Annotated in this window: 20 protein-coding genes and 1 pseudogene; 10 read left to right on the forward strand and 11 right to left on the reverse strand. The window is 71.6% G+C overall.

Annotation, left to right across the window (positions count from 1 at the left end):
* The 3 genes and pseudogenes from LMU33_RS28515 to LMU33_RS28525 all read right to left on the reverse strand — a co-directional run.
* Positions 1-606: pseudogene (locus tag LMU33_RS28515) on the reverse strand (hypothetical protein); the annotation flags it as partial.
* 224 nt (positions 607-830) lie between these two features.
* Entirely contained in the window at positions 831-3,200 is a 2,370-nt protein-coding gene (locus tag LMU33_RS28520; RefSeq protein WP_228623489.1) for a SpoIIE family protein phosphatase, read from the reverse strand.
* A gap of 318 nt (positions 3,201-3,518) precedes the next feature.
* Positions 3,519-4,361, reverse strand: coding sequence for a lysozyme (locus LMU33_RS28525; protein ID WP_228623490.1), 843 nt, complete (start codon positions 4,359-4,361; stop codon positions 3,519-3,521).
* A 236-nt stretch (positions 4,362-4,597) separates the two neighbouring features.
* On the opposite strand from LMU33_RS28525, the gene LMU33_RS28530 reads away from it, so the two are divergent.
* Complete coding sequence (locus tag LMU33_RS28530; RefSeq protein WP_372478068.1) at positions 4,598-5,089, forward strand: MarR family winged helix-turn-helix transcriptional regulator; 492 nt, start codon at positions 4,598-4,600, stop codon at positions 5,087-5,089.
* Positions 5,090-5,237: 148 nt separating this feature from the next.
* On the opposite strand, the gene LMU33_RS28540 is transcribed toward LMU33_RS28530, so the two are convergent.
* A complete protein-coding gene (locus LMU33_RS28540; protein ID WP_228623491.1) occupies positions 5,238-6,026 on the reverse strand; it encodes a protein phosphatase 2C domain-containing protein in 789 nt (262 codons plus the stop codon).
* 384 nt (positions 6,027-6,410) lie between these two features.
* Here LMU33_RS28540 and LMU33_RS28545 point away from each other — a divergent pair, with 384 nt between their 5' ends.
* The 7 genes from LMU33_RS28545 to LMU33_RS28575 all read left to right on the forward strand — a co-directional run bounded on the left by LMU33_RS28545 (position 6,411) and on the right by LMU33_RS28575 (position 13,921).
* Complete coding sequence (locus tag LMU33_RS28545; protein ID WP_443728976.1) at positions 6,411-9,692, forward strand: nitrate- and nitrite sensing domain-containing protein; 3,282 nt, start codon at positions 6,411-6,413, stop codon at positions 9,690-9,692.
* Positions 9,689-10,186 carry a roadblock/LC7 domain-containing protein gene (locus tag LMU33_RS28550; RefSeq protein WP_228623492.1) on the forward strand — a complete coding sequence of 166 codons (498 nt, stop codon included), beginning with the start codon at positions 9,689-9,691 and terminating at the stop codon, positions 10,184-10,186. Before LMU33_RS28545 ends, LMU33_RS28550 begins: the two co-directional genes overlap by 4 nt.
* On the forward strand, positions 10,183-10,593 hold the full coding sequence (locus LMU33_RS28555; RefSeq protein ID WP_228623493.1) for a DUF742 domain-containing protein: 411 nt from the start codon (positions 10,183-10,185) through the stop codon (positions 10,591-10,593). Before LMU33_RS28550 ends, LMU33_RS28555 begins: the two co-directional genes overlap by 4 nt.
* Positions 10,574-11,233 (forward strand): GTP-binding protein, encoded by a 660-nt coding sequence (locus LMU33_RS28560; protein ID WP_228623494.1) that lies wholly within the window; start codon positions 10,574-10,576, stop codon positions 11,231-11,233. Before LMU33_RS28555 ends, LMU33_RS28560 begins: the two co-directional genes overlap by 20 nt.
* Before the next feature lie 35 nt (positions 11,234-11,268).
* Entirely contained in the window at positions 11,269-12,522 is a 1,254-nt protein-coding gene (locus LMU33_RS28565; RefSeq protein WP_228623495.1) for a styrene monooxygenase/indole monooxygenase family protein, read from the forward strand.
* Between the two features lie 320 nt (positions 12,523-12,842).
* The gene (locus LMU33_RS28570; protein ID WP_228623496.1) at positions 12,843-13,400 is read left to right on the forward strand and encodes a hypothetical protein; all 558 of its coding nucleotides are present in this window, start codon (positions 12,843-12,845) and stop codon (positions 13,398-13,400) included.
* Between the two features lie 56 nt (positions 13,401-13,456).
* A complete protein-coding gene (locus tag LMU33_RS28575; protein ID WP_228623497.1) occupies positions 13,457-13,921 on the forward strand; it encodes a hypothetical protein in 465 nt (154 codons plus the stop codon).
* Between the two features lie 420 nt (positions 13,922-14,341).
* On the opposite strand, the gene LMU33_RS28580 is transcribed toward LMU33_RS28575, so the two are convergent.
* The 6 genes from LMU33_RS28580 to LMU33_RS28605 form a co-directional block, all read right to left on the reverse strand.
* Positions 14,342-14,512 (reverse strand): hypothetical protein, encoded by a 171-nt coding sequence (locus LMU33_RS28580; protein WP_228623498.1) that lies wholly within the window; start codon positions 14,510-14,512, stop codon positions 14,342-14,344.
* 54 nt (positions 14,513-14,566) lie between these two features.
* Positions 14,567-14,923: a PRC-barrel domain-containing protein gene (locus LMU33_RS28585; RefSeq protein ID WP_228623499.1), complete on the reverse strand. Its 357-nt coding sequence runs from the start codon at positions 14,921-14,923 to the stop codon at positions 14,567-14,569.
* A gap of 162 nt (positions 14,924-15,085) precedes the next feature.
* The gene (locus LMU33_RS28590; RefSeq protein ID WP_249814403.1) at positions 15,086-16,150 is read right to left on the reverse strand and encodes a C40 family peptidase; all 1,065 of its coding nucleotides are present in this window, start codon (positions 16,148-16,150) and stop codon (positions 15,086-15,088) included.
* A 133-nt stretch (positions 16,151-16,283) separates the two neighbouring features.
* Positions 16,284-16,586 carry a DUF8847 domain-containing protein gene (locus LMU33_RS28595; RefSeq protein WP_372478070.1) on the reverse strand — a complete coding sequence of 101 codons (303 nt, stop codon included), beginning with the start codon at positions 16,584-16,586 and terminating at the stop codon, positions 16,284-16,286.
* Between the two features lie 10 nt (positions 16,587-16,596).
* A complete protein-coding gene (locus LMU33_RS28600; RefSeq protein ID WP_228623502.1) occupies positions 16,597-17,247 on the reverse strand; it encodes a TetR/AcrR family transcriptional regulator in 651 nt (216 codons plus the stop codon).
* A gap of 128 nt (positions 17,248-17,375) precedes the next feature.
* The gene (locus LMU33_RS28605; RefSeq protein ID WP_228623503.1) at positions 17,376-18,314 is read right to left on the reverse strand and encodes an AurF N-oxygenase family protein; all 939 of its coding nucleotides are present in this window, start codon (positions 18,312-18,314) and stop codon (positions 17,376-17,378) included.
* 123 nt (positions 18,315-18,437) lie between these two features.
* Here LMU33_RS28605 and LMU33_RS28610 point away from each other — a divergent pair, with 123 nt between their 5' ends.
* Positions 18,438-19,547, forward strand: a complete 1,110-nt coding sequence (locus tag LMU33_RS28610; protein WP_228623504.1) for a ferritin-like domain-containing protein — start codon at positions 18,438-18,440, stop codon at positions 19,545-19,547.
* 300 nt (positions 19,548-19,847) lie between these two features.
* On the forward strand, positions 19,848-20,693 hold the full coding sequence (locus LMU33_RS28615) for a hypothetical protein (protein ID WP_249814404.1): 846 nt from the start codon (positions 19,848-19,850) through the stop codon (positions 20,691-20,693).
* A gap of 36 nt (positions 20,694-20,729) precedes the next feature.
* Here the strand turns inward: LMU33_RS28615 and LMU33_RS28620 are convergent, their stop codons facing one another.
* On the reverse strand, positions 20,730-22,187 hold the full coding sequence (locus LMU33_RS28620) for a penicillin-binding transpeptidase domain-containing protein (protein ID WP_228623651.1): 1,458 nt from the start codon (positions 22,185-22,187) through the stop codon (positions 20,730-20,732).
* Between the last annotated feature and the right edge of the window lie 26 nt (positions 22,188-22,213).

Below are 22,213 nucleotides of genomic sequence, written 5' to 3' on the forward strand. Positions count from 1 at the left end.
GACGTTCGCCTGGTCGGCGCCGCCGCCACCCTGGTTGACGTTGGTCTGGTTGATGTTGTTGGTCTGGTTGACGCTGGTCTGGTTGATGTTGGCCTGGTTGACCTTGCCGTCGCCCTGGTTGACGTTGGCCTGGTTGGCCTTGCCGTCGCCCTGGTTGACGTTGGCCTGGTTGGCCTTGCCGTCGCCCTGGTTCACATTGGCCTGGTTGGCGTCGCCGCCGCCCTGGTTGACGTTCGCCTGATTGGCGTCATCCCCGCCCTGGTTGACGTTGGCCTGGTCGGCCCCGCCGCCGCCCTGGTCCACGTTGGCCTGGTCGGCCCCGCCGCCGCCCTGGTCCACGTTGGCCTGGTCGGCCCCGCCGCCGCCCTGGTCCACGTTGGCCTGGTCCGCCCCGCCGCCGCCCTGGTCCACGTTCGCCTGGTCGGCACCGCCGTCACCGCCCTGGTCCACGTTCGCCTGGTCGGCGTCCCGTACCACGCTCGGCGCGGCCTTGACCGTCTGAGGAGCGGCTTGAGCGCCGGCAACCCCTGCCGTACCGGCGAGAACCGCAGCAACAAAAGAAGCGCCGATAATCCGGGGGATCTGCACGCGAACGTTGACAGCCATGGTTTTTCTCCTTGAGTGAAAGGTGGGAATTCTATTTGCCTGTTTGCGTCACCTCTGAGGCGGTGACTCGGCGCTTTGCCTGAATCCAGATTGGCTCACCCCGGGAGCCGGAAAAAGCGACGCATATTCGGGGCTTGACAGGCTCGATACGGGACGTAGAATTCCGCGCCCTTCCGGGCAGGCCGACGCCGACCAGAAGCAGCCGAGAAGACGGCAGCGCCGTGTCAGCCCGTGGTGAGCGACTGCTCCGCCCACACGGTCTTGCCGACCCGGTCGTGCCGGGTGCCCCAGCGTTCGGCGAGCTGGGCGACGAGCAGCAGGCCCCGGCCGCCCTCGTCGAAGATGCGGGCGCGCCGCATGTGCGGGGTGGTGCCGCTGGAGTCGTACACCTCGCAGATCAGGGTCGAGTCCTGATGGATCAGCCGGAGCTGGATGGGCGGGCGGCCGTACCGCATGGCGTTGGTGACCAGCTCGCTGACCATCAGCTCGGTGGTGAACGCGGCCTCGTCCAGGCCCCACGCGGACAACTGGTCGCAGGCCAGCCGGCGGGCCCGGGAGACGTCCGTCCAGTCGCTCTTCAGCTCCCAGGCGGCGACCCGGTCCTCGTGCAGGACCCGGGTGCGGGCGACGAGCAGGGCGATGTCGTCGTCGGGGCGGTGGGTCAGCAGCTCGGTGAGCACGTGGTCGCAGACCGCGTCCAGCGAGGCCGCGGGCCGGACGAGCGCGGCGAACATCTTGTCCAGCGCCTCGTCGATGTCGTGGTCGCGGGCCTCGAACAGCCCGTCGGTGTACAGGGCGAGCAGGCTGCCCTCGGGCAGTTCGCTCTCGGTGGCCTCGAAGGGCAGCCCACCGAGACCCAGCGGCGGTCCCGCGGGCACGTCCAGGAAGCGCACGGCACCGTCCGGCGTGACCACGGCGGGCGGGGGGTGGCCGGCCCGGGCCAGGGTGCACCGGCGGGAGACCGGGTCGTAGACCGCGTACAGACAGGTGGTGCCGATGCCGCCGGCGGTCTCGGCGGACGGGTCCGTGCTGCCCTCGTCGGCGGCGAGCCGCAGCACCAGGTCGTCGAGGTGGGTGAGGAGTTCGTCGGCCGGCAGGTCCACGTCGGCCAGGGTGCGCACAGCGGTGCGCAGCCGGCCCATGGTGGCCGAGGCGCGGATGCCGTGGCCCACCACGTCCCCCACGACGAGCGCCACCCGCGCCCCGGACAGCGGGATCACGTCGAACCAGTCGCCGCCCACCCCGGCCCGGGTCGCGGCCGGCAGATAGCGGGTGGCGATCTCCAGGGCCCCCTGGTCGGGCAGCGTGTGCGGGAGCAGGCTCTGCTGGAGGGCCATGGTGGTGGTGCGGGCCCGTGCGTAGGAGCGGGCCTGCCGGATGCCGGCGGCCGCCTTGGCCGTGAACTCCTGCGCCAGCCGCAGGTCCTCCGGGCCGAACGGCTCCCGGCCCGGGCGCCGGCCGAACAGCGCCACGCCGAGTGTGCTGCCCTGGGCGAGCAGCGGCACCGCCAGCAGTGAGCGCGCCCCGGACGCGCGCAGCCACGCCGCGCCCGGGTCCACCGCCGCCCACTCGGCGACGAGCGGGTCCGCCGTGTCGTACAGCAGCGGCTGGCCCGCCGTCAGACACCGGGCCGGAGGCGAGTCCGGCGGGCAGACGACCGCCTCGCCGACGCCGCTGCCGTAGGCCGGTCCGACGCCGTCGGGCATGGCGCGCAGCGCGGCGCGGCGCAGGACGACCGGGCCGGGCTGGGGGGTGGGTGCCTCGCCCGTGGCGCAGGGGGCGTCGAGCAGGTCGACCGCCATGACGTCGGCGAGCCGGGGGACGGTGACCTCGCCGAGCTCCTGCGCGGCGCGCGCCTGGTCGGCGGCCGTGCCGACGCGCGAGCCGTTCTCGTCCGAGGGGCGCTGCCGGGCGGCGGAGTCCTGCGCGGGCGCCTGCGTGGACAGGCAGACGGCGCGCACCCGGCCGTCGGCGTCCTTCAGCGGGGTGAGCACGGCGGCGCGGCCCAGTTCCGCGCCGAGCCGGGCCCGGGCCTCCTGCGGCCGGCCGGTCTCCAGCGCCAGCCGCATCGACCGGTCGGCCTCCTCGCTCGCGGCGCCGGGCACGATGTGCGGCAGCCGCAGTCCGCGCATCGCGGCCTCGGGCAGGGCGAGGGCGTGCTCCATCCGCCGGTTGGCGCGCACGAGCCGCAGCTCGGCGTCGAAGATCGCCAGCGGGAAGGGGGACTGCAGGAACGTCCACTCCTCCAGGGGTTCGCCCCGCGGCGGCTGCGCACGGGCCGTCACGGCGCTCACCACGAGCCAGTCGCTGACGCCGGTGTCCGAGGTCCGGCGGTGCGCGAGCACGCCCAGCTCCAGCAGCCGGCCGTCGCGGTGCCGCAGCGGGACGGTGCCGTTCCAGCGGTCCCGGCCGGCGACGACACGCCGGGCCGCCGATCCGTCGGTTGCGAGGAGAGCGGTGGCGGGCCGTCCGACGACGGCCGGTGAGTCGTAGCCGAGCAGGCGCTCGGCGCCTTCGCTCCAACCGATGAGGATGCCCTGCTCATCGATGGTGGCCGTGGCCGTGTACGTCGACTGTCGCTCCGGTCGCTCCATCGCCGCTCATCTCGCCCTTGCTCGGCAGGCTCTCCTGACCAGCATGATCCCGGGGGGCGCGGAGCACCAACGCAGGGCCGCGGGAGGAAAACCGCGGTCGCCCGCAACCGGCCGGGGCCTCCGGCATGAAGGAGACAAATGCCCTACTACGGCACTACCCACCCCGCTGGCGGCTGACAACAGGGAGGACTCGATGACTGGCGTTACGGCCCGGCCGCCGGCCGGCCGCGAACGATAAGTGCCGGATCCGCGCCGGTCTCGGCCGCACGAGTGTGGCCGAGCTGACGCGGATCGCTATTTCCCTGCGGCTGTGAGGGGTCAGCCGTTGGCCAGGGCCTGCACCCGGTCCAGGGCGCCGTTGAACTTGTCGTGGTCGCCGACGGTCGGGCCGGAGGAGGTGTACTGCCACATCGTGTAGTACGACCAGCCGGCCGGCAGCGTCCCCGGGTCCGAGGCGTAGCGGGCGATCCACAGCGGGTTGTTCGCCGCGAAGCCCCCGTAGTTGCCGGTGCAGTCGCTCCACCAGCTGGTCGCCGTGTAGATCACGGCGTCCCGGCCGGTCAGGGACTTGTAGGTGTTCAGGAAGTCGGCGATCCAGCCGACCATCTGGCTCGCGGTCTTGCCGTAGCACTCGGCGCCGTACGGGTTCCACTCGATGTCGAGCGCGCCGGGCAGGGTCTTGTCGTCCCTGGACCAGCCGCCGCCGTGGCCGACGAAGTAGCTCGCCTGGGTGGCGCCGCTGGTGGTGTCCGGGGTCGCGAAGTGGTAGGCGCCGCGGATCATGCCGATGTTGTACGAGCCGTTGTACTGCTGGGCGAAGTACGGGTTCGTGTAGTACGTGCCTTCCGTGGCCTTCGTGTACGCCCAGCGCACCCCGCTGTTCCACAGGGTCGACCAGGCGACGTTGCCCTGGTAGCCGGAGACGTCCACGCCCTCGGTCTGGGTGACGTCACCGGAGGTGGGGGTGCCGTCCCGGCCGTCGTGCGCGAGCACGCCCATGCCCATGTGGGCGGAGCCGCGGCTGGGCGCGCCCGCGGCGTGGGCGGAGGTGAGCGGGAGGGCCAGGGGGAGCGCCGCGAGCAGGGCCGTGACCAGGACGGCGAGGGGGCGCGGGCGGTCGGAACGGTCGGAGCGGTCGGAGCCGGGTCTGTGCACGGGCATGACGTGCCTCCGGGGAGTGGGGTGGGGGGAACGTGGCTGTGACCGTGTACCGGATGCCGCACTGGCGTGGGCATGCCATTCATTGCCTGATAAGGAAGCTACGCACGTAGATGACACGTGGGAAGGGGGTCCGGGCTCCGCCGTTGGTCTAGCCCTGCGAAATACTTACAGAGCTGCGGCAATGACGACTTTTGGCAGAAACTTTCAGGACCGCGAAACCGAGCAGGGGTGCTGACGTGCACGAGGACGGAAACGGCGACGCACACAGCGGCGCCCAGAAGATGACGCCCAGTGGTGCAGACCAGGAATTCCTGGCACTGGAACGGGAGTTGACCGTGCTGCTCCGCCGGGCCCGGGCCAACCAGGGCGAGATGGCCCGCGAGGTCCATCCCGACCTGGAGTCCTCCGCGTACGGCCTGCTCATCCGCCTGGACGAGTGCGGCGGCCAGCGGGCCACGGACCTCGCCGCCTACATCGGCGTCGGCAAGGCCACCATGTCCCGCCAGCTGCGGGCCCTGGAGGAGCTGGGCCTGATCGCCCGCGAACCCGACCCCGCCGACGGCCGTGCCTGGCTCGTCACCGTGACCGAGGAGGGGCGCGGCCGGGTCGGCAAGGTCCGCGAGGCGCGCCGCGCCCGCTACGTCCGGCAGCTCGCCCACTGGGACCGCCGCGAGGTCGCCGAACTCGCCCGGCTCCTGCACCAGTTGAACGGCGTCATGGAGAAGTAGGGCCGCCCGGAAGGGGCGGGCGGTGCGGAAGAACGGCGGAGCCGGCGGGCGCGCACGGCCGGAGTCGGCGAGGGGCTCACGGCCGGAGTCGGTGAGGGGCTCACGGCCGGGATCGGTGAGGGGCTCACGGCCGGGATCGGTGAGGGGCTCACAGCTGCACGTGGACCACCGTCGCGTCGTCGTGCGTCTTGCTCCGCCCCAGGAACGCCCGCTCCTTGCGGTCCGCCGCCTCCAGCTGCCGCACCCGGTCCACCAGGGACCGGGCGCCCTCCTTCGCGACCGTCTCGAACAGGGCCTGCCAGTCGCCCTCGTGGAACTTCTCCGTCCAGCGGGTCGCGCCGTCCGTCAGCGCGGCCAGGGCGCGGACCTCGGCCCGGGGCACCGTGCCGGCGACCGCGCGAGCGGCCACCGCGGGGTCGGCGGCGGCCGTGAAGAAGCCGCCCTCCTTGTTGCGCAGGGTGGCGTCCACCAGGGCGTCGGTGGCGAGCGCGGAACGCGGGAGGCGGGCCAGCCGGTCGTCGAGGACCGGGGTGACCGTCCCGTCGGTGCCCTGCAGCAGCAGCGCGGAGTCGGACAGCACCAGGTACTCGACGGTGCCGGCGGACCAGCGGGCCAGGGCGACGGTTGCCTGGGGGGTTCGCGGGTGAGAAAGTTCACAGGTTTGCGCATGGGCCTCGGCGGTGCGGCCGATCGCCCGCGAGAGAATCTCCGGGAGTGTCAGATCTCCGCGCGAAACGGTCAGTTCGGTCAGCGCGCCGCCCAGTCGCGCGGTGAACCAGGGGACGGAATGCAGACACCCCGTCTCGCCCCGCGGCGGAGTCACCCCGTCCAGGACGATCGCACAACCTCCCTGCCCGGAGGCGGGTAGTCCGACAGCGGCGAAGTCCTCGTTGGGTCGGTTCGCGTCGCCGGGTTCCGAAACGAGATCAGTTCGCATTCGGCCAGTCTGCACGAGGCCTTCACAGGATTCGCCAAAGGCTGGCAACCACCGCCGAATTGGCACGACCCCGCAGGTCAGGCGCCTGGTTTGGGCTGGAATGATCCACTCCGGGAAGGCGTGGTGGCGAATACTGCCAAAGCCTGCCCCGCGCGTCCAACCGGCATGCCGCAGGGCCGCACCACACCCGCCACGGGAACTTGCCCGCCAACTCCCCTCCGATGTTCACTCCTTCGGGTGGCGGGTCAGGTGATGCGCGACCACTGCTCACCGGCGCTGGGAGGGTCGGGAACCGTACGAACCGGGTGTACGCACCACTTGGCACCGATATGACGGGGCGCCACCCGGGCCCTTGGGTAGACGAGTTCAGGAATGCGAGCACCGGTGCAGATGAAGCGGCCTCGGCGCACAGGCAGGCAGACGGACCCCACGGGGACCGCCCGGCAGACCCCCGTGGGCAACGGCCGTCCCACCCATGTGCGCACCCGGCTGATCGTCGCCGTCGCCGTGGTGGCCGCGGCCGTCGCGGGAGCGGGCGCGCCCTCCGTGCTCACCGCCTCCCAGGACGTCGGCGACTCCCAGGACCTGGTGACGCTGGCCGCCCGTACCCAGGACGCCCTCGCCCTCGCGAACTCCCTCGCCGACGAGCGCGACGAGGTCACCTCCTACATCGCCGCGGGACGCCCCAGGGCGAAGGCCCCCTCCGAGGACCGCAGCGCCCGCGTCGACCGGCAGGTCGAGGACCTGCGCGCCGAGGAGGACACCCCGGCGAGCCTGCGCGGCGACCTCGACGGCATCGCCGCCGTCCGCCGGGCCGCCCTCACCGGCCAGAGCACGGCCCTCCAGGCCCACCAGGCGTACTCGGCGGCCATCACCGAGCTGCACCGGATCGCCGAGCAGCTGGCCGACCGGACGCCCCCGCGGGCCGGCTCCGGCGCCCACGCGCTCGCCGAGCTGGACACCGCCGTCCAGCAGTCCGCCGCCGCCCGCGGACTGCTGCTCGCCGCGCTGAACGTGCCGTCCTCCACCCGGACGGTGATCAACCCCGTCACCGGCCTGCCCACCACGACCTCCACCACCTCCGAGGCCGATCGCAAGCAGCGCGACCAACTGACCGCCGCCGCCCAGCAGGCCCGGCTGCGCGCCGACGCCGCCCTCGCCGACTTCCGCGCCACCGCCCCCAGGACGGCCGTCGACGCCTACGACTCCACGGTCACCGGCACCGACGTCAACTCGGCGGAGAAGTACCTCGCCACGCTCACCGACCAGCCGACGCTGGCCGACAGCGAGCTGACCACCAGCACCAAGAAGCTGGACGCGGCCCTGTCCGCCCGTGTCGACCTGATGCGCGGCGCGGAATCGGCCCTCTACGACCACCGCACCAAGGACCTGGCGAAACTCCGCGACGACGACGTCACGGCGCTGGAGATCCGCATCGCCGTGCTCGGCGCGCTCATGCTGGTCGCGGTCGGTCTCGCCACGGCCATGGCCCGCACCCTGACCCGCCCCCTGTCGGTGCTGCGCCGCGGTTCGGCCCGGCTGGCGGAGTCCGCGGACCCTGCGACCCAGGAGCCGATCACCTTCACCGGCCGCAACGACGAGTTCGCCCAGGTCGTCCGCTCGGTCAACGCCCTGCACGCGCACGCGGTCGCCCTGCGCGAGCAGACCGTCGCCGCGGGCGAGCGGGTCGCCACCCTGGAGACGGACCGCAAGCACCTGGTCGGCCAGCGCCAGAAGATGGCCGAGGCCCGCGAGGCCCTCCAGGCCGAGCTGGACCAGTCGGCCGACATGCTGGAGCGGCTGCGCACCAGCATCGGCGGTACGTTCGTCAACCTGGCCCTGCGCACCCTCGGCCTGGTCGAGCGCCAGCTCGCGGTCATCGAGGGCCTGGAGGACCGCGAGCAGGACCCCGACCGCCTCGCCACGCTCTTCAAGCTGGACCACTTCGCCACGGTCATGCGCCGCCACAGCGAGAACCTCCTGGTCCTGGCCGGCGCCGAGCACGTCCAGCAGCACCACGGCCCGGTGCCGCTGGTCGACGTGGTCCGGGCGGGCGTCAGCGAGATCGAGCGCTACGAGCGGGTCCGTATCGCGGCTCTCCCGCCGCACGCGCACGTGGCGGGCTTCGCGGCGGACGACCTGTCCCACCTGCTGGCCGAGCTGATGGAGAACGCCACCTCGTTCTCCCCGCCGGAGATGCCCGTCGAGGTCTCCGGCTGGCTGCTGGAGAGCGGCGAGGTCATGCTCTCCGTCCAGGACGAGGGCATCGGCGTGGCGGCCGACCGCATGGACCGCCTCAACGCCCGCCTGGCCGACTTCGACCCCGAGTCCGCCTACGACCACGAGGGCGACGCCGGTCTCGGCCTCGGCCTGTACGTCGTCGCCCGCCTCGCCCACCGCCACGGTGTCCGTGTGCAGCTGCGCGAGCACAAGCAGGGCGGCGTCGCGGCGGTCGTCGTCCTGCCGGCCACCCTCCTCACCGAGGCCCCGGCCACCGCCCTGCCCCCGCAGACCTCCTCCGGGAGCACCACCGGCACCTTCTCCCTCCCCGGCGCCGACGCCGAGGTCAACTCCAACGTCCTCCACGCCCGCACCAAGGACACCGACCCGCTGGTGGCCCTGGCAGAACAGGCAGTCCGCACCGCAACGGCCTCCGCCGACCCGACGACGGCCTCCGGCGATCCGGCCACCGACGCCCGCAATCCGTCCCCGGCTTCCGGCGGTGCGGTCACGGCCTCCGCCGGTTCGGTCACCGACTCGGGCGGCCCGGCTACGGCTTCTGGCGGTCCGTCCACGGCCTCCGCCGACCCGTCCGCGGCCTCCGCCGGTCGGGCCGCCGACTCGCGCGGTACGGTCACCGGCTCCGGCGGTACGGCTACGGCCTCGGGCGGTCCGGTCACGGCGTCTGCGGGTTCGGTCGCCGACTCGGGCGGTCCGGCCTCCGCCGACCCGTTCACGGCCTCCGCCGGTCCGGCCGCCGACTCGCGCGGTTCGGTCGATGAGACCGACGGCCCTGTGCAGTCGACGGTCCCGACGCCCACGCAGGCCCCCGTGGGGGAGACCACGACGGCCTTCGGCACGCTCGCCGAGGAGGCCGCCTCCGCTGGACCGAGCGGTGAGACGAAGGGTGCCTTCGGCGGTTCGGCCGAGGATGCGGTGTGGGATGCCTTCGGTGGCCGGGCCGGGGGTCCGGTGGAGCGGGCCGTCCATGAGCAGGCCGGCCCGGTCGGCCAGGACGCGGAGACCCGCCCGAAGGCCCCGGCGGAGACCTTCGCCGAGTCGACGATGGAGCTGCTGCTCCCGGACCTGGCGCAGCCCCCCACGTCCCCGGCGGCCGCCGACGGCGGGGACGCCCCACAGGGGCCACCCGCACCCGACCACGAAAGCCGCACGGGTGGTGCGGGTGGGAACGAAAACCCCGCCGAAGGCGAAGCCGAGGCGGAGGAACAGCTGACCAGCAAGGGCCTCCCCAAGCGCACACCCAAGATCACCGTACCGACCCAGGCCCCACGCCAGCGGACCCGCTCTGTGGACGCCGAAGCCCTCCGCAGGAGGCTGGGCGGCTTCCGCCAGGGCGCCCAGGCCGGCTACCGCGACGTAGAGGCAGAGAACGCAGCACGTACCGAAAACGCCACGGGGGGCACAGCCGAGGAGGCAAGCAGTTGACCGCGCCCAGTACCTACGGACTCAGCAGTGAAGCCCGCAACCTGCACTGGCTGCTGACCAACCTGGTCGAGGAAGTCCCCGGCATCCAGTCCGTCGCCGTGGTCTCCTCGGACGGCCTGCTCCTCCTGTCGTCCGACCCGGCCCGTACGACCGAATCCCGCGAAAGGCGCCCGGCGAAGGGCCCGAGGGGCTCCTCCGCGGACCTCGCCACCATCGTCTCCGGCATCGGCAGCCTCACCCTCGGTGCCGCGAAGCTGATGGATTTCGGCGCCGTCAAGCACACGATGATCGCGATGGAGGAGGGCAGCCTGTTCGTGATGTCGATCAGCGACGGCTCGCTGCTCGGCGTGCACGGCTCCGCCGAGTGCGACATGAGCGTGGTCGCGTACCACATGGCGCTGTTCGTCGGCCGCGCCGGCCACGTCCTGACCCCCGAACTCCGCAGCGAGTTGCGCAAGTCCCTGCAGGCCGAGTCGGCGGGGAGCGCCCGATGACCGGCTCCGGGAAGAAACTCCCCATGCGGGGCGGCGACCGCAAACCCGCCCGCGTCCGCCCCTACTCGCTCACCGGCGGCCGTACCCGCTTCGGCCACGTCCTCCTCGTGGAGACGTTCGTGGCGGCGCTGGAGGCCCCGGAGGAACGCAAGGAACTGACGAATGGTTCCCTCAGCACCCGGGTGATGCCCGAGATGCAGGCCATCGTCGAACTGTGCCGCCGCATGCGCACGGTGGCCGAGATCGCTGCGCTGCTGAAGATGCCGCTCGGCGTGGTCCGCGTGCTCCTGAGCGACCTCGCGGACCAGGGAAAGATCCGTGTGTACGGAACCGGCACCGGTCACGGCACCGGCCGCCCGGACCGCGCGCTGCTGGAAAGGGTGCTGAGTGGACTCCGCCGTCTCTGACACCGCCGCCTCCCCCGTCGGAGGCACCCCTCTCGTCGCCGGGTTCACCGAGCCCGACGAGGACCTGAGGTCCTGGCAGACGGACCGCACCCGTGCCCCCATCGCCACGAAGATAGTCGTGGCGGGAGGCTTCGGCGTCGGCAAGACAACCCTCGTGACCGCCGTCTCGGAGATCAGGCCCCTGCAGACCGAGGCGCTGATGACCGAGGCGAGCGAGGAGACCGACGACCTCACCGCCACGCCGGGCAAGCTCACCACCACCGTGGCCATGGACTTCGGCCGCATCACGCTCGACGACGACCTGGTGCTCTACCTGTTCGGCACGCCGGGCCAGCAGCGGTTCTGGTTCATGTGGGACGACCTGGTGCGCGGCGCGATCGGCGCGGTCGTCATGGCCGACACCCGTCGGCTGAAGGACTGTTTTCCGGCCCTGGACTACTTCGAGAGCTGCGGACTGCCGTACGTCGTCGCGGTCAACCACTTCGACGGCAGCGAGCTGTTCGAGCCGGAGGACGTACGGGAGGCGCTGACGATCCCCGCGCACGTCCCTGTCATGATCATGGATGCGCGACGTCGCATTTCGGCCATCGAGACACTGCTGGCCCTGGTCGGCCACGCGCTGGACGAAACCCCCGAGTAGTCCCCGAGCAGTACCCGTTAGGAGTCCCCACCCGCATGCGGAAGATACTCGTCGTCGGAGCCGGTCAGTCCGGCCTCCAGCTCGCCCTCGGCCTGCAGTCGCACGGCTACGAGGTCACCCTGATGTCGAACCGGACCGCGGACGAGATCCGCACCGGCCGGGTCATGTCGACGCAGTGCATGTTCCACACGGCACTGCAGCACGAGCGCGATCTGAAGCTGAACTTCTGGGAGTCCCAGGCCCCGAAGATCGAAGGACTCGGCGTCTCGGTCGCGGCCCCCGGCTCGCACGACCCGGGCCCCACCCAGCGAGCCATCGACTGGGTGGGCAGGCTGGACGGGTACGCGCAGTCGGTCGACCAGCGGGTGAAGATGGCCGGCTGGATGGAGACGTTCGCGCAGCGCGGCGGCCAGCTGGTCATCCACGGCGCGGCGGTCGGCGACCTCGACTACTTCTCCCGCACCTACGACCTCGTCCTGGTCTCCGCGGGCAAGGGTGAGCTGGTCCAGATGTTCGGCCGCGACGCCTCGCGCTCCCCGTACAGCGAGCCGCAGCGCGCGCTGGCGGTGTCGTACGTCCACGGACTCGGCCCGCGCCCGGAGCACCCGGACTTCCTGGCCGTCCGCTGCAACCTGGTCCCCGGGGTCGGCGAGCTGTTCGTCATGCCGACGCTCACCACCTCCGGACCTGCCGACATCCTGTTCTGGGAGGGCATACCCGGCGGCCCGCTCGACGTCTTCAACGGCGTCAAGGACCCGGCCGAGCACCTCTCCCTGACCCTGGAACTCATGGAGAAGTTCACGCCCTGGGAGTACGCGCGGGCGACCAAGGTCGAACTGACCGACGCGGGCGGCACACTGGCCGGCCGTTACGCCCCGACGGTCCGCAACCCCATCGGCCGGCTGCCCGGGGGCGGGCTGGTCCTGGGCGTCGCGGACGTCGTCGTGGCCAACGACCCGATCACCGGCCAGGGTTCCAACTCCGCGTCGAAGTGCGCGGCCGCGTACCTCGCCTCGATCCTGGAGCAGGGTGACAAGCCGTTCGACGAGGAGTGGATGCAGGCCACGTTCGACCGGTACTGGAACACCGCGCAGCACGTCACCAAGTGGACGAACGCGATGCTCATGCCGCCGCCGGAGCACATCCTGAACCTCATCGGCGCGGCCGGCCAGCTCCAGCCCGTGGCCGACCGCTTCGCCAACGCCTTCAACGACCCGGCCGACTTCGAGAACTTCTTCTACGAGCCGGAGAAGACGGCCGCCTACCTGGCCTCGGTCACCGGCGCGTGACGGGCCTCTGACCTGGGGTTCGGCCGCCCTCGGACCGCCCACAGACGGCCCCGGGCATACCGGGGCCGTCGGCGTCCGCCGGCGCTCGGCTTCCTCGATGCGAACTACGGGCGGAGCGGGCGCCGAGGTCTGGTGGTGCAACTGGGTCCGGGCTGCCCAGGCGAGACGCTGACCTCGGCGTTCCCGGCCGTCGGCTGTCGTTCCCCGTGGGTCCCCGCTGTCGCCGTTGGGCTGCGCGCTGCATCCCGTTTTGGTTGCAACATCCGGGGCACACAGGGACTAAGTGGTGCATAACGGGCAAAGCAAGGGGGCTCGGCCGCATGTCAACAGGGACACTTCTGGAGATCATCATCCCCGTCGTGGTGGTGATCGCTCTCGTCGCGACGGCGACCGTCTTGCTCGTGCGCCGCCGCCACCTGCGTGAACGCTTCGGCCCCGAGTACGAGCGAACAGTCGAGGGTGCCGACAACAGGCTGGCCGCCGAGCGCGAGCTCAGTGCACGTGAGAGGCGCCATGACTCTCTCGACATCAAGCCGCTGCCCAGCAGTGTGCGGGAGCGGTACGTCCGGGACTGGACCAGCGTGCAGGACGAGTTCGTGGACCGGCCCGACGACGCCGTGCATGACGCCGACCGTCTGGTCACTTCTCTGATGCACGAGCGCGGCTACCCGACCGGGGAATTCGAGCAGCGCGTGAAGGATCTTTCGGTCGAGCACAGCCGCACGCTCGAGCACTATCGGGCCGCCCACGAGGTCGACACGCTCAGCACTCAGCACAAGGCCACGACCGAGCAGCTGCGCGGCGCCATGGTGCACTACCGCGAGCTCTTCGAAGAGCTGCTCTCCGACGGTGGCCAACCCCGCCACGCCCGGGCCTGAACCCGCTCGCCACCGCGATGCCGACAGATCCCGAAGGACGAAGGGACGGAGGAGACATGGAACGCGAACACGCACCGGGCCCCACCGAGAGGGGACTGTCCACCGAAGACCTGGCCCAGCCCCGCGCCGGCACCGGGGGTGAACCGGAGGCGCAGTCGGAGGCGCCCGTCTTCCCGGGCGAGAGCGCAGCTGCGTCCCAAGAGACCGCCGAAGGGCAGGGGCGCGAGGCGGCCGCAGCACCGGGCGACGAGACTCTTCACCTCCTCGCGCCGGAGGAAGAGGCGCATCTCCGCGAACGGTGGCAGGAGATCCAGAACGAGTTCGTCGACGACCCGCAGGACGCCGTACACACGGCCGACTCCCTGGTCGCCGACGTCATGCAGCAGCTGGCCGAGACGTTCGCCGAGCAGAAGCACGAGCTGGAAGGCCAGTGGAACCGGGGCGAGCAGGCGAACACCGAAGATCTGCGCAGGGCCCTGCAGCACTACCGCTCGTTCTTCAACCGCCTGCTCACCGCCTGACGGGACACCGACCCACGGCGAGGCCGGGCGAAGACCCGCGAGGACGAAGAAGAAGGCCGACGGTGCGCCGCCCCTCAGTGAGGACGGCGCACCGCGCCCGGTGCGGGCTTTGAGCTCAGGCCTCATCCTTTTCAGGTCGATCAGTGCGACCTCGTTTTGCACCCTGTCCCAAGGGCAGGCGGTCGGTGAGACTCCGGGGAGGTACCGAGATGAGTGCCGGAGAACGGGCCAAGGCAAAGGCCGAACAGGCCGTCGGAAAGGCCGTGCGGAAGGCGGCCCACGCGGTGCACAAAGAAACCCTCGCAGCAAAAGGCGCCGCTCTCGAGGCGCGCGGCAGGATGCGGGACGCGAAAGAACGGACCAAGGGCTCCCGCTAGCGCTCCCGGGTCGCATACGGGGATTTCGCCGGCGGTGGTGGCATCACCGGACGAGGTGTCGATGAGAGCGTCGGGACCAGCGCATTCCGAAGAGGGCCAGGTCTGCCACGAAGACCACGATGCCGATGATCAGGAGGTAGGACAGCCCCTGCGCCACCGTGCCGATGATTCCCAGGACGACGGCGGCGAGGATCAGGAACAGGAAAAGCGCCATGGTGAGCACATCCTCAGGTTCTGCAGACTTCGGCGCTCCAGCGACGGAGGCTGGTCAGCGGCGTGCGAGGCGCCGCCCGTCCCCGGTACCGCGCTCGTAGGGCCTCTCGTAGTGTTTGAAGACCTCTTCTTCCCGCTCGACCGGCAGGACGTCATCCATGCCCATGGACGGCGCCTTCCTCACCAGCCCTCTCCCGTGCGCCACCCTCACGTACCCGGGGCCCAGCGTTGCCTCGTCGAGGGGGACGAAGACCAGTCGGTGCCGGGTCGGCAGTCCGGTACGGACGGTGGCCATGGTCGGCGTGTCGGTGGTGGTGTCCACGTAGACCGCTTCCAGGGCTCCGATCTTGCGCCCCTTGGGATCGATCACGTCCCGGTTGCGCCACTCGCGGATATCGGCTGAATGGATCATGCCTTGCTCCTTGCGGCCCGCCGCCTCCCGCAGACGCTGCATCCGACGGCAGGAGTGACTACGCGAGGTTTGCACCTTTTATCGTACTCTGACGGTCGGCGCATGCTGTCGAAAACGCCTGATCGCAGGCCGTCGCCGCCGAAATGGGCAGAAGACGCAGGCCTACCCGGCCTCGGTCACGGGAGCCCGGCCATCCGGTCGTACGGCACCGAGCACCGGGTTGGAGGCCAGCGGTGACACCTGGACCTTCTCCCCGGGTCTCGGTGCCTGTACGACCTTGCCGTCGCCCACGTACATCGCCACGTGGGTCGCGTCCCGGAAGTACACCACCAGGTCACCGGGGCGGAGGTCACCGAGCGGGATCCTCTTCAGGTGCTTCCACTGCTCCTGGCTGGTGCGGGGGATGGCCCTGCCCGCGTGTTCCCAGGCCCGAGTGGTGAGGCCCGAGCAGTCGTAGGAACCGGGCCCCTGCGCGCCCCACTGGTACGGCTTGCCGAGCTGCCCCAGGGCATAGCGGACCGCGCGGGCGCCCGCGGCTGAGGCGGGGCGGCCCGCGGGGAGGGAGCCCGCGGTGGTGAGCTTCTGCTGGGCCTCGGTGACACCCCGCTGCTCCAGCGCGGCGACCGCGGCCAGCTGGGCCGGGGTGAGGGCGGTGAGCAGCCGCTCCACGTCACCCAGCTTGCCCCGCACCTCGTCGCGCTGCTTCTTCTGCTGGTCGGCGAGGGTGAGTTGGGCATCCAGGGCCTTGCGGGCCGCCCGGGCCAGGGCGTCCCGCTGCTTCTCCACGGCGGCCAGCCGGTGCACCGTACGGGCCTGCACGCGGGCCAGCTCGCCGATGACATGGCCCTCGTCCAGCGCGTCCTGCGGATCGGGCGCGAGGAGCAGGCGGACGTACGGGCCGAGGCCGCCGGTGCTCTGGTACTGCCGGCGGGCCAGCCGGCCGACGTCGGTCCGGCTGTCCTGCAGGGCGAGCCGGGTACGGACCAGTTCGCCGTCGAGGCGGGCCACCTCGGCGCGCCGGCGCTTCAGCTTCTCGGCGGTGGCGTTGTAGGTCTCGGTGGCCTGTTCGGCCTGCCGGTACAGCTGCTGAAGTTCCGTCAGCAGCTGGGACGCGGACCGCTGCGGGACCGCACCGGGCCGCTGCGGGTCCGGTGCGGCCGCGGCGGGTGCGGGTACGAGCACGGCCTGGGCCGCCAGCGCGGTCGTGCAGGCCAGGCGCACGAGCATTCCTGACACGTCATCACCTCGGGTGCGGGGAGGGGAGTCCCGGCGGGCGGGCTGTTCGCCTCCTATCGCACCGCGATAATCGGATGTATCCGTGCGGGGCGCGCTCCCGGCGTGCGCGGTTCGGCGCAAGCTGTCACTCGTTCGTGGCGTCCGGCTCGGCGGGCGGCGCGGTGGCCGGCTTCGACCAGGGCCACCTGAGCCTTCCGCCGGAGGTGTCGTCCGGGTCGTACTGGTACTTCCACCCCTGGATCAGCCCCAGCCGCTTGCTGTGCCCGCGCGGCACCCGGCGGTAGACGAGCACGGTGGGCGGGCCGCCCTCCGGGTCGGGGACGGGGATGCGGTACGTCTTCGGGGGGTGCCCGGTGGGACCGACCATGACCGGCAGTACGCGCCCGTCCATGGGGCCGCCCTCGAAAGGGGTGTCCTCGCTCTTCACGGTCCCAGTCTCAGCCATCCTCGCCGAGCGCGCCGACGACGGCGGCCGTCTGCTCGTCCCGGGCCGCGGTGACCGTGAGGACGGCCACGAACTGCTCCACCAGCCAGTCGCGCAGCTCCTCCACCGGGGGCTGCTTGTCCTCGTCCAGCCAGATCAGGGAGGCCGCCTCCACGGCGGTGATCCAGGTCCGGACGGTCATCCGCAGCCGCGGACCGGGTTCGGCGACGCCGAGATGGCCGTAGATGTGCTCGGCGGCGGCGCGCCGGACCCCGTCCACGATGGCCGTGGTCCGCGAGGTCTCCACCACGCTGCCGCCCTGGAGCAGCGCGCTGAACCCCGTGTCGTGCTCGTCGACGAAGCTCAGATACCGGTCCAGGGCGCGGGACAGGCGGGGCAGCAGGGACCCCTCGCGGGGCTCGTCGAAGCACAGCTGCAGCTCTTCCGCGGCCGAGCGCAGCGCGGCCTCGTACAGCTGCTGCTTGCCGCCCGGGAAGTACCGGTACACCAGGGGGCGCGACACTCCGGCGGCCTCCGCCACGTCGTCCAGCGACACGTCCTCGGGGGCGCGGTGAGCGAACAGGCCCAGGGCGGCGGCGAGGAGCTGGCTTCGCCGCTCCTCGACGCTGAGGCGGCGGTAGGCGGGGGTGGCGGCCGGGGTCATGGCCGTCAGCCTAATCGCCGCGGGGGCGCGGGAGCGTCGGAGCCTGCGGCCCCTGGCGGTGGCTCGCGCCTGGGCGGCGGGAGCCGCACGTCGACACAGGCCCGCGCCCCCGGTCGGGCATCCGCGCTCTACGCCAGGAGGCCGGACGACCTCCACAGCCGCCGCCCAACCCCCCGCAGTACGCCGATGTCGTCGAGGAAGTCCGTCAGCCGCTTCGCGCCCGTCTGCATGACCTCGCGCCGGTGTCCGCTCGCCTTCACCTGGGCCATGGCCTCCCGCTTGTCCAGCCCCACGTTCGGGTAGACGTCGGGGTTCACGAAGGCGATCGAGAACACGCGCGCGAACTCACCGGACGTGATCCTCGTGAACTCCTGGGACCACTTCGGCGCCGTCACCATCTGACGCCGCAGCTCCTCGCGGGCGTACCGGACGTGCCGGGCCTCCTCTACGACGTGGATGCGGGTGACGCCACGGATGAGGGGCTGGATCCGCTCGTCCGGGAACGTCAGCCGCTGCATCCAGTCCAGCACCTCCTCGCCGAGCAGCGTGGCGGTGAAGGAACCGGGGGTCGTGGAGATGGTCTTGAACAGGCGGCCCAGGTTCTGGTGGACCTTGCTGACCGGGTACCAGGGCGTGCCGCCGTGCGAGATCAGGCGCGCGAACATCTTCGAGTGCCGGCACTCGTCCTCGATCTCGGTCAGCGCGTAGCGGACGTGCGCGCTCGTCGCCGCCTTGTCGTAGATGTGCCGCACCAGCAGCTGCATCAGGATGATCTCGAACCAGATGCCGAGCGAGGCCAGCGCCGCCGCCTCGTGCTGGGAGAGCAGGATCCGCTGCTCCTCGCTCATCCGCTTCCACATCGGTGTGTCGTACAGCGAGACCAGCTCCGGCGGCCAGAACCACTTGCCCTCCTCGAAGGGCGCGTCCCAGTCCAGCTCACTGTCCGGGTCGAAGGAGTGCTTGGCGGAGGAGGCGAGCAGCCGTTCGGCCACCTGCTCCCGGTCCTTGAGCAGGCCGAGCGCATCGCGCAGACCGTCCAGCGCGTCCGCTTCCGTCAGGGTCGTCATGGCTCCCTCACCTCGTTACCCGGGGGTAGTCGTCCTGCCTCTTATGAGACTGCCTGTCAGCAAGCTCGTCAATCCCTTGCACATGACTTGTTGACTCGGCGTCTACGTGTGAGCCTGCGGGGTATGCCGACCCATGACCTGTACGCCAACGACCCCGGAGACTCCCCCTGGCAGGTGCCCGCGAGCGGCGCCGCCCGGTTCAGCTGGGAGTACGACGACGGCCGCGAACGCCTGCTCGCCCTCTACCAGAAGGGCAAGGACAAGCAGTGGGACGGGCAGCAGCGCATCGACTGGGACCTGGAGGTCGACCCGTACGACGCGCTCGGCACGCCCGAGGAGGCCATGACCCTGTACGGCACCAGGTACTGGGACCGGATGACCGAGAAGGACAAGGGGGAGCTGCGGCGGCACTACGCCTCCTGGCAGTTCAGCCAGTTCCTGCACGGCGAGCAGGGCGCGATGATCTGCGCGGCCCGCATCGTGGAGTCGGTGCCCGACCTGGACGCCAAGTTCTACTCCGCGACCCAGACCATGGACGAGGCCCGGCACGCCGAGATCTACGGCCGGTTCCTGCACGAGAAGATCGGGCTCGTCTACCCGATCAACGACAACCTCCAGTCCCTGCTCGGCGACACCCTGCGCGACAGCCGCTGGGACATGCCGTACCTGGGCATGCAGGTCCTCATCGAAGGGCTGGCGCTGGCCGCCTTCGGGATGATCCGGGACACCACCGACAAGCCGCTGCCCAAGCAGATCCTGACCTACGTCATGCAGGACGAGGCCCGGCACGTGGCCTTCGGCCGGCTCGCCCTGCGGGACTACTACAAGCAGCTCACCGACGCCGAACTGCGCGAGCGCGAGGAGTTCGTCATCGAGGGCTGCTACCTGATGCGCGACCGGCTCCGGGGCGTGGAGGTCCTGGAGAACTTCGGCATCCCCAAGGCCGAGGCGGAGGCCCTGAGCGAGCGCTCGGAGTTCCTGCAGCTGTTCCGCAAGCTGCTGTTCAGCCGGATCGTGCCCTGCGTCAAGGACATCGGGCTGTGGGGCAAGCGCCTCCAGCAGGCCTATGTGGACATGGGCGTCTTCGAGATGGGCGACACCAGCCTGGACCTGCTGATGGCCCAGGACGAGGAACTCGCCGAGCAACTCGACGCACAGCGCTTCGCCACCGAGGAGCAGGAGCGCATCGCGGAGGTCCGAGAGGCGATCGAGTCGGGGGCGGGGGAGAGCTGACGCGGGTGGCGGCCGCGGTGGCGGAAGCCCGAGGCGGGTGGAGGGTTGAGGCGGCGGAGGGTTGAGGCGGGTGGACTGCTGTGGCGGTGGACCGTTGCGGCGGTGGAGGTCGAGGCCCGGCCCGCACCGTTCCGCTCGACACCCGGCCGCCCCGCGCCTTTCGGCTGGACCCCCAGCCGCGCGGCATCCTTCCGCCGACCCCCTTCCCCCGGCCCCCGCACGCTCTGCCCCGTTCGCCGGTGGGCGGAGGAGGTGGCCGTCGGGACGTTCACCTGTGTGCAGTAGCGTGCGGGCGTGTCCATGCCTCCGCCCCCGCAGCCGTACCCGAACGGCCAGCCGTACCCCACCGGCCCCCAGCAGCCGCCGAACCCGTACGCCCCGCCCCCGCAGGCCGCCCCGGGGCCGTACGGTCCGCAGGCCGCCGCCCCCGGCCCGTACGGATCGCCGTACCCGCCCCAGCAGCCCTACGCCCAGCAGCCGTACCCGGGCTGGGGCGTGCCGCCCATGGCGCCGCTGCCGAAGAAGCGGCGGGTCGGGCTGATCCTCGCGATCGTGGGCGGCGCCGTCGTGGCGGTCGTCGTGGTGCTCGCCCTGATCGGGATGGCGGTCGAGAGCGGCTTCCCCGAGGCGAAGAACAAGCTCACGCTGCCCCAGACGCTGCTCGACGGGAAGTACCGGCTCGCCCAGGACCTCTCCGACACCGAGGGCAAGAAGATCGAGGACGAGGCCCACGGGGCCTGGGACGCCAAGGACCTGCACGGCGTGGTCGGCACGTACAACGTGGACGGCGACGCGGCCAAGGGCACCCTGGTGGTCTCGGGCATGTACGGCCGGTTCAAGAACACCGACGCGGCCCGCCGGAACATGATGAAGGGCGCCGCCCAGGGCGCCAACGCCAAGGTCGCCGTGCCCGCGAAGGACTTCGACCTGAGCGGCGTGACCATCAGCTGCGAGGTGGTGACGCAGGAGCAGATGGGCACGAAGTTCACCGTGCCCATGTGCGCCTGGGCCGACGGCAACACGGGTGCCACCGTCGCCACCGTGAACACGCCGCTGGCGTCCCAGAGCCCGTCGGACATCGACCTGGAGGCGGCCGCGAGGAACACCCTCAAGGTCCGCTCCGAGGCGGTCGAGCCGATCGGCTGACCCTCCTCTCTCCTCAGGACGTGACGCGGGCGGTGCTCACCGCCCGAGCACCGCCCGCATCACGTCCCGCGCGATCGGTGCCGCGTTCCCGCCGCCGCTGATCTCGCCCCGGTTCGCCGAGGCGTCCTCCACCACCACCGCGACCGCCACCTGCGGTTCCAGGGAGTTGTCCGCCTGCGCCCAGGAGACGAACCAGGCGTACGGCACACCCGTGTTGCCGACCCCGTGCTGCGCGGTGCCGGTCTTGCCGCCCACCAGGGCGCCGGGGATGGCCGCCCGGGTGCCGGTGCCCTCCCGGACCACGTCGGCCATCAGCTCCTTCAGCCGTTCGGCGGTCGAGGGGTTGATCACCTGCCGCACCGGATGGGCCCCGCTCCCCGCCACCGTCTCGCCGTTGCGCCGGGTCGTCCGCTCCACCAGGTACGGCGACCACAGCTGCCCGCGGTCCGCGACGGCCGCCGCGACCATCGCCATCTGCAGCGGAGTGGCCCGCGTGTTGTACTGCCCGATCGAGGACAGCGCCAGCTGCGCCCGGTCCACGTGCGGGTCGAAGGTGCTGGGCGCGACGGAGAACGGGATCCGCAGCCCTGGGTCGTTGAACCCGAACGCCTGCGCCGTGGCCACCATGTTCTGCACCCCGACGTCCACGCCGAGCTTGGCGAACACCGTGTTGCAGGACCACTTGAAGGCCGACCGCAGCGAGGCGTCCCGGCAGCCGCCGGCCTCGTTGGTCAGCCGGGTCCTGGTGCCGGGCAGCAGGTAGGGGTCGGGGGAGCCGGTGTGCGCGTCCAGGTCGGTGACCGCCCCCGCGTCCAGCGCCGCCGCCGCGGTGACCACCTTGAACGTCGACCCCGGCGGATAGGTCTGCCGTACCGCCCGGTTGAGCATCGGCTTCTCCGGGTCGTGGTTGAGCCGCGCCCACGCCGAGGTCACCGCCTCGCCGTTGCCCGAGAGCACCCCGGGGTCGTACGACGGACTCGACACCAGCGCCAGGACGCGGCCCGTGGTCGGGTCGATCGCGGCCACCGCGCCCTTGCGTCCGGCCAGCCCCCGGTACGCCGCCTCCTGCGCGCGCCGGTTCAGCGTGGTGACGACGTTCCCGGCCGGACCGGGCCGGCGCGTCATGTCGTTCCACAGCGGCAGCGGCGACAGCAGCGGATCCGTGCCGGAGAGCACCCCGTCCCCGGCGTGTTCCAGGAACGTGGTGCCGTACGACTGCGAGGCGAAGCCGGTGACCGGCGCGTACAACGGGCCGTTCCTGTAGGTGCGTTCGTAGCGCAGCTGCTCGCCGGTGTCCACGGAGCCGGTGACCGGCTCGTCGCCGACCAGGATGTCGCCGCGCGGATGGCCGTAACGGGCGATCTCGGCACGCCGGTTGGCGGGGTTGTCGTCGTAGACCCGGGACTGCACCACCTGCACGCGGGCCGCGTTGACCAGCAGCGCCGCCAGCAGCAGCGCGCAGAACGCGCAGGCGTGCCGGATGTAGCGCGCCATCGGCCGCCCGCCGCCGTACTCGCTCA

It is taken from the genome of Streptomyces barringtoniae (assembly GCF_020819595.1).
Taxonomy (GTDB): Bacteria; Actinomycetota; Actinomycetes; order Streptomycetales; family Streptomycetaceae; genus Streptomyces; species Streptomyces barringtoniae.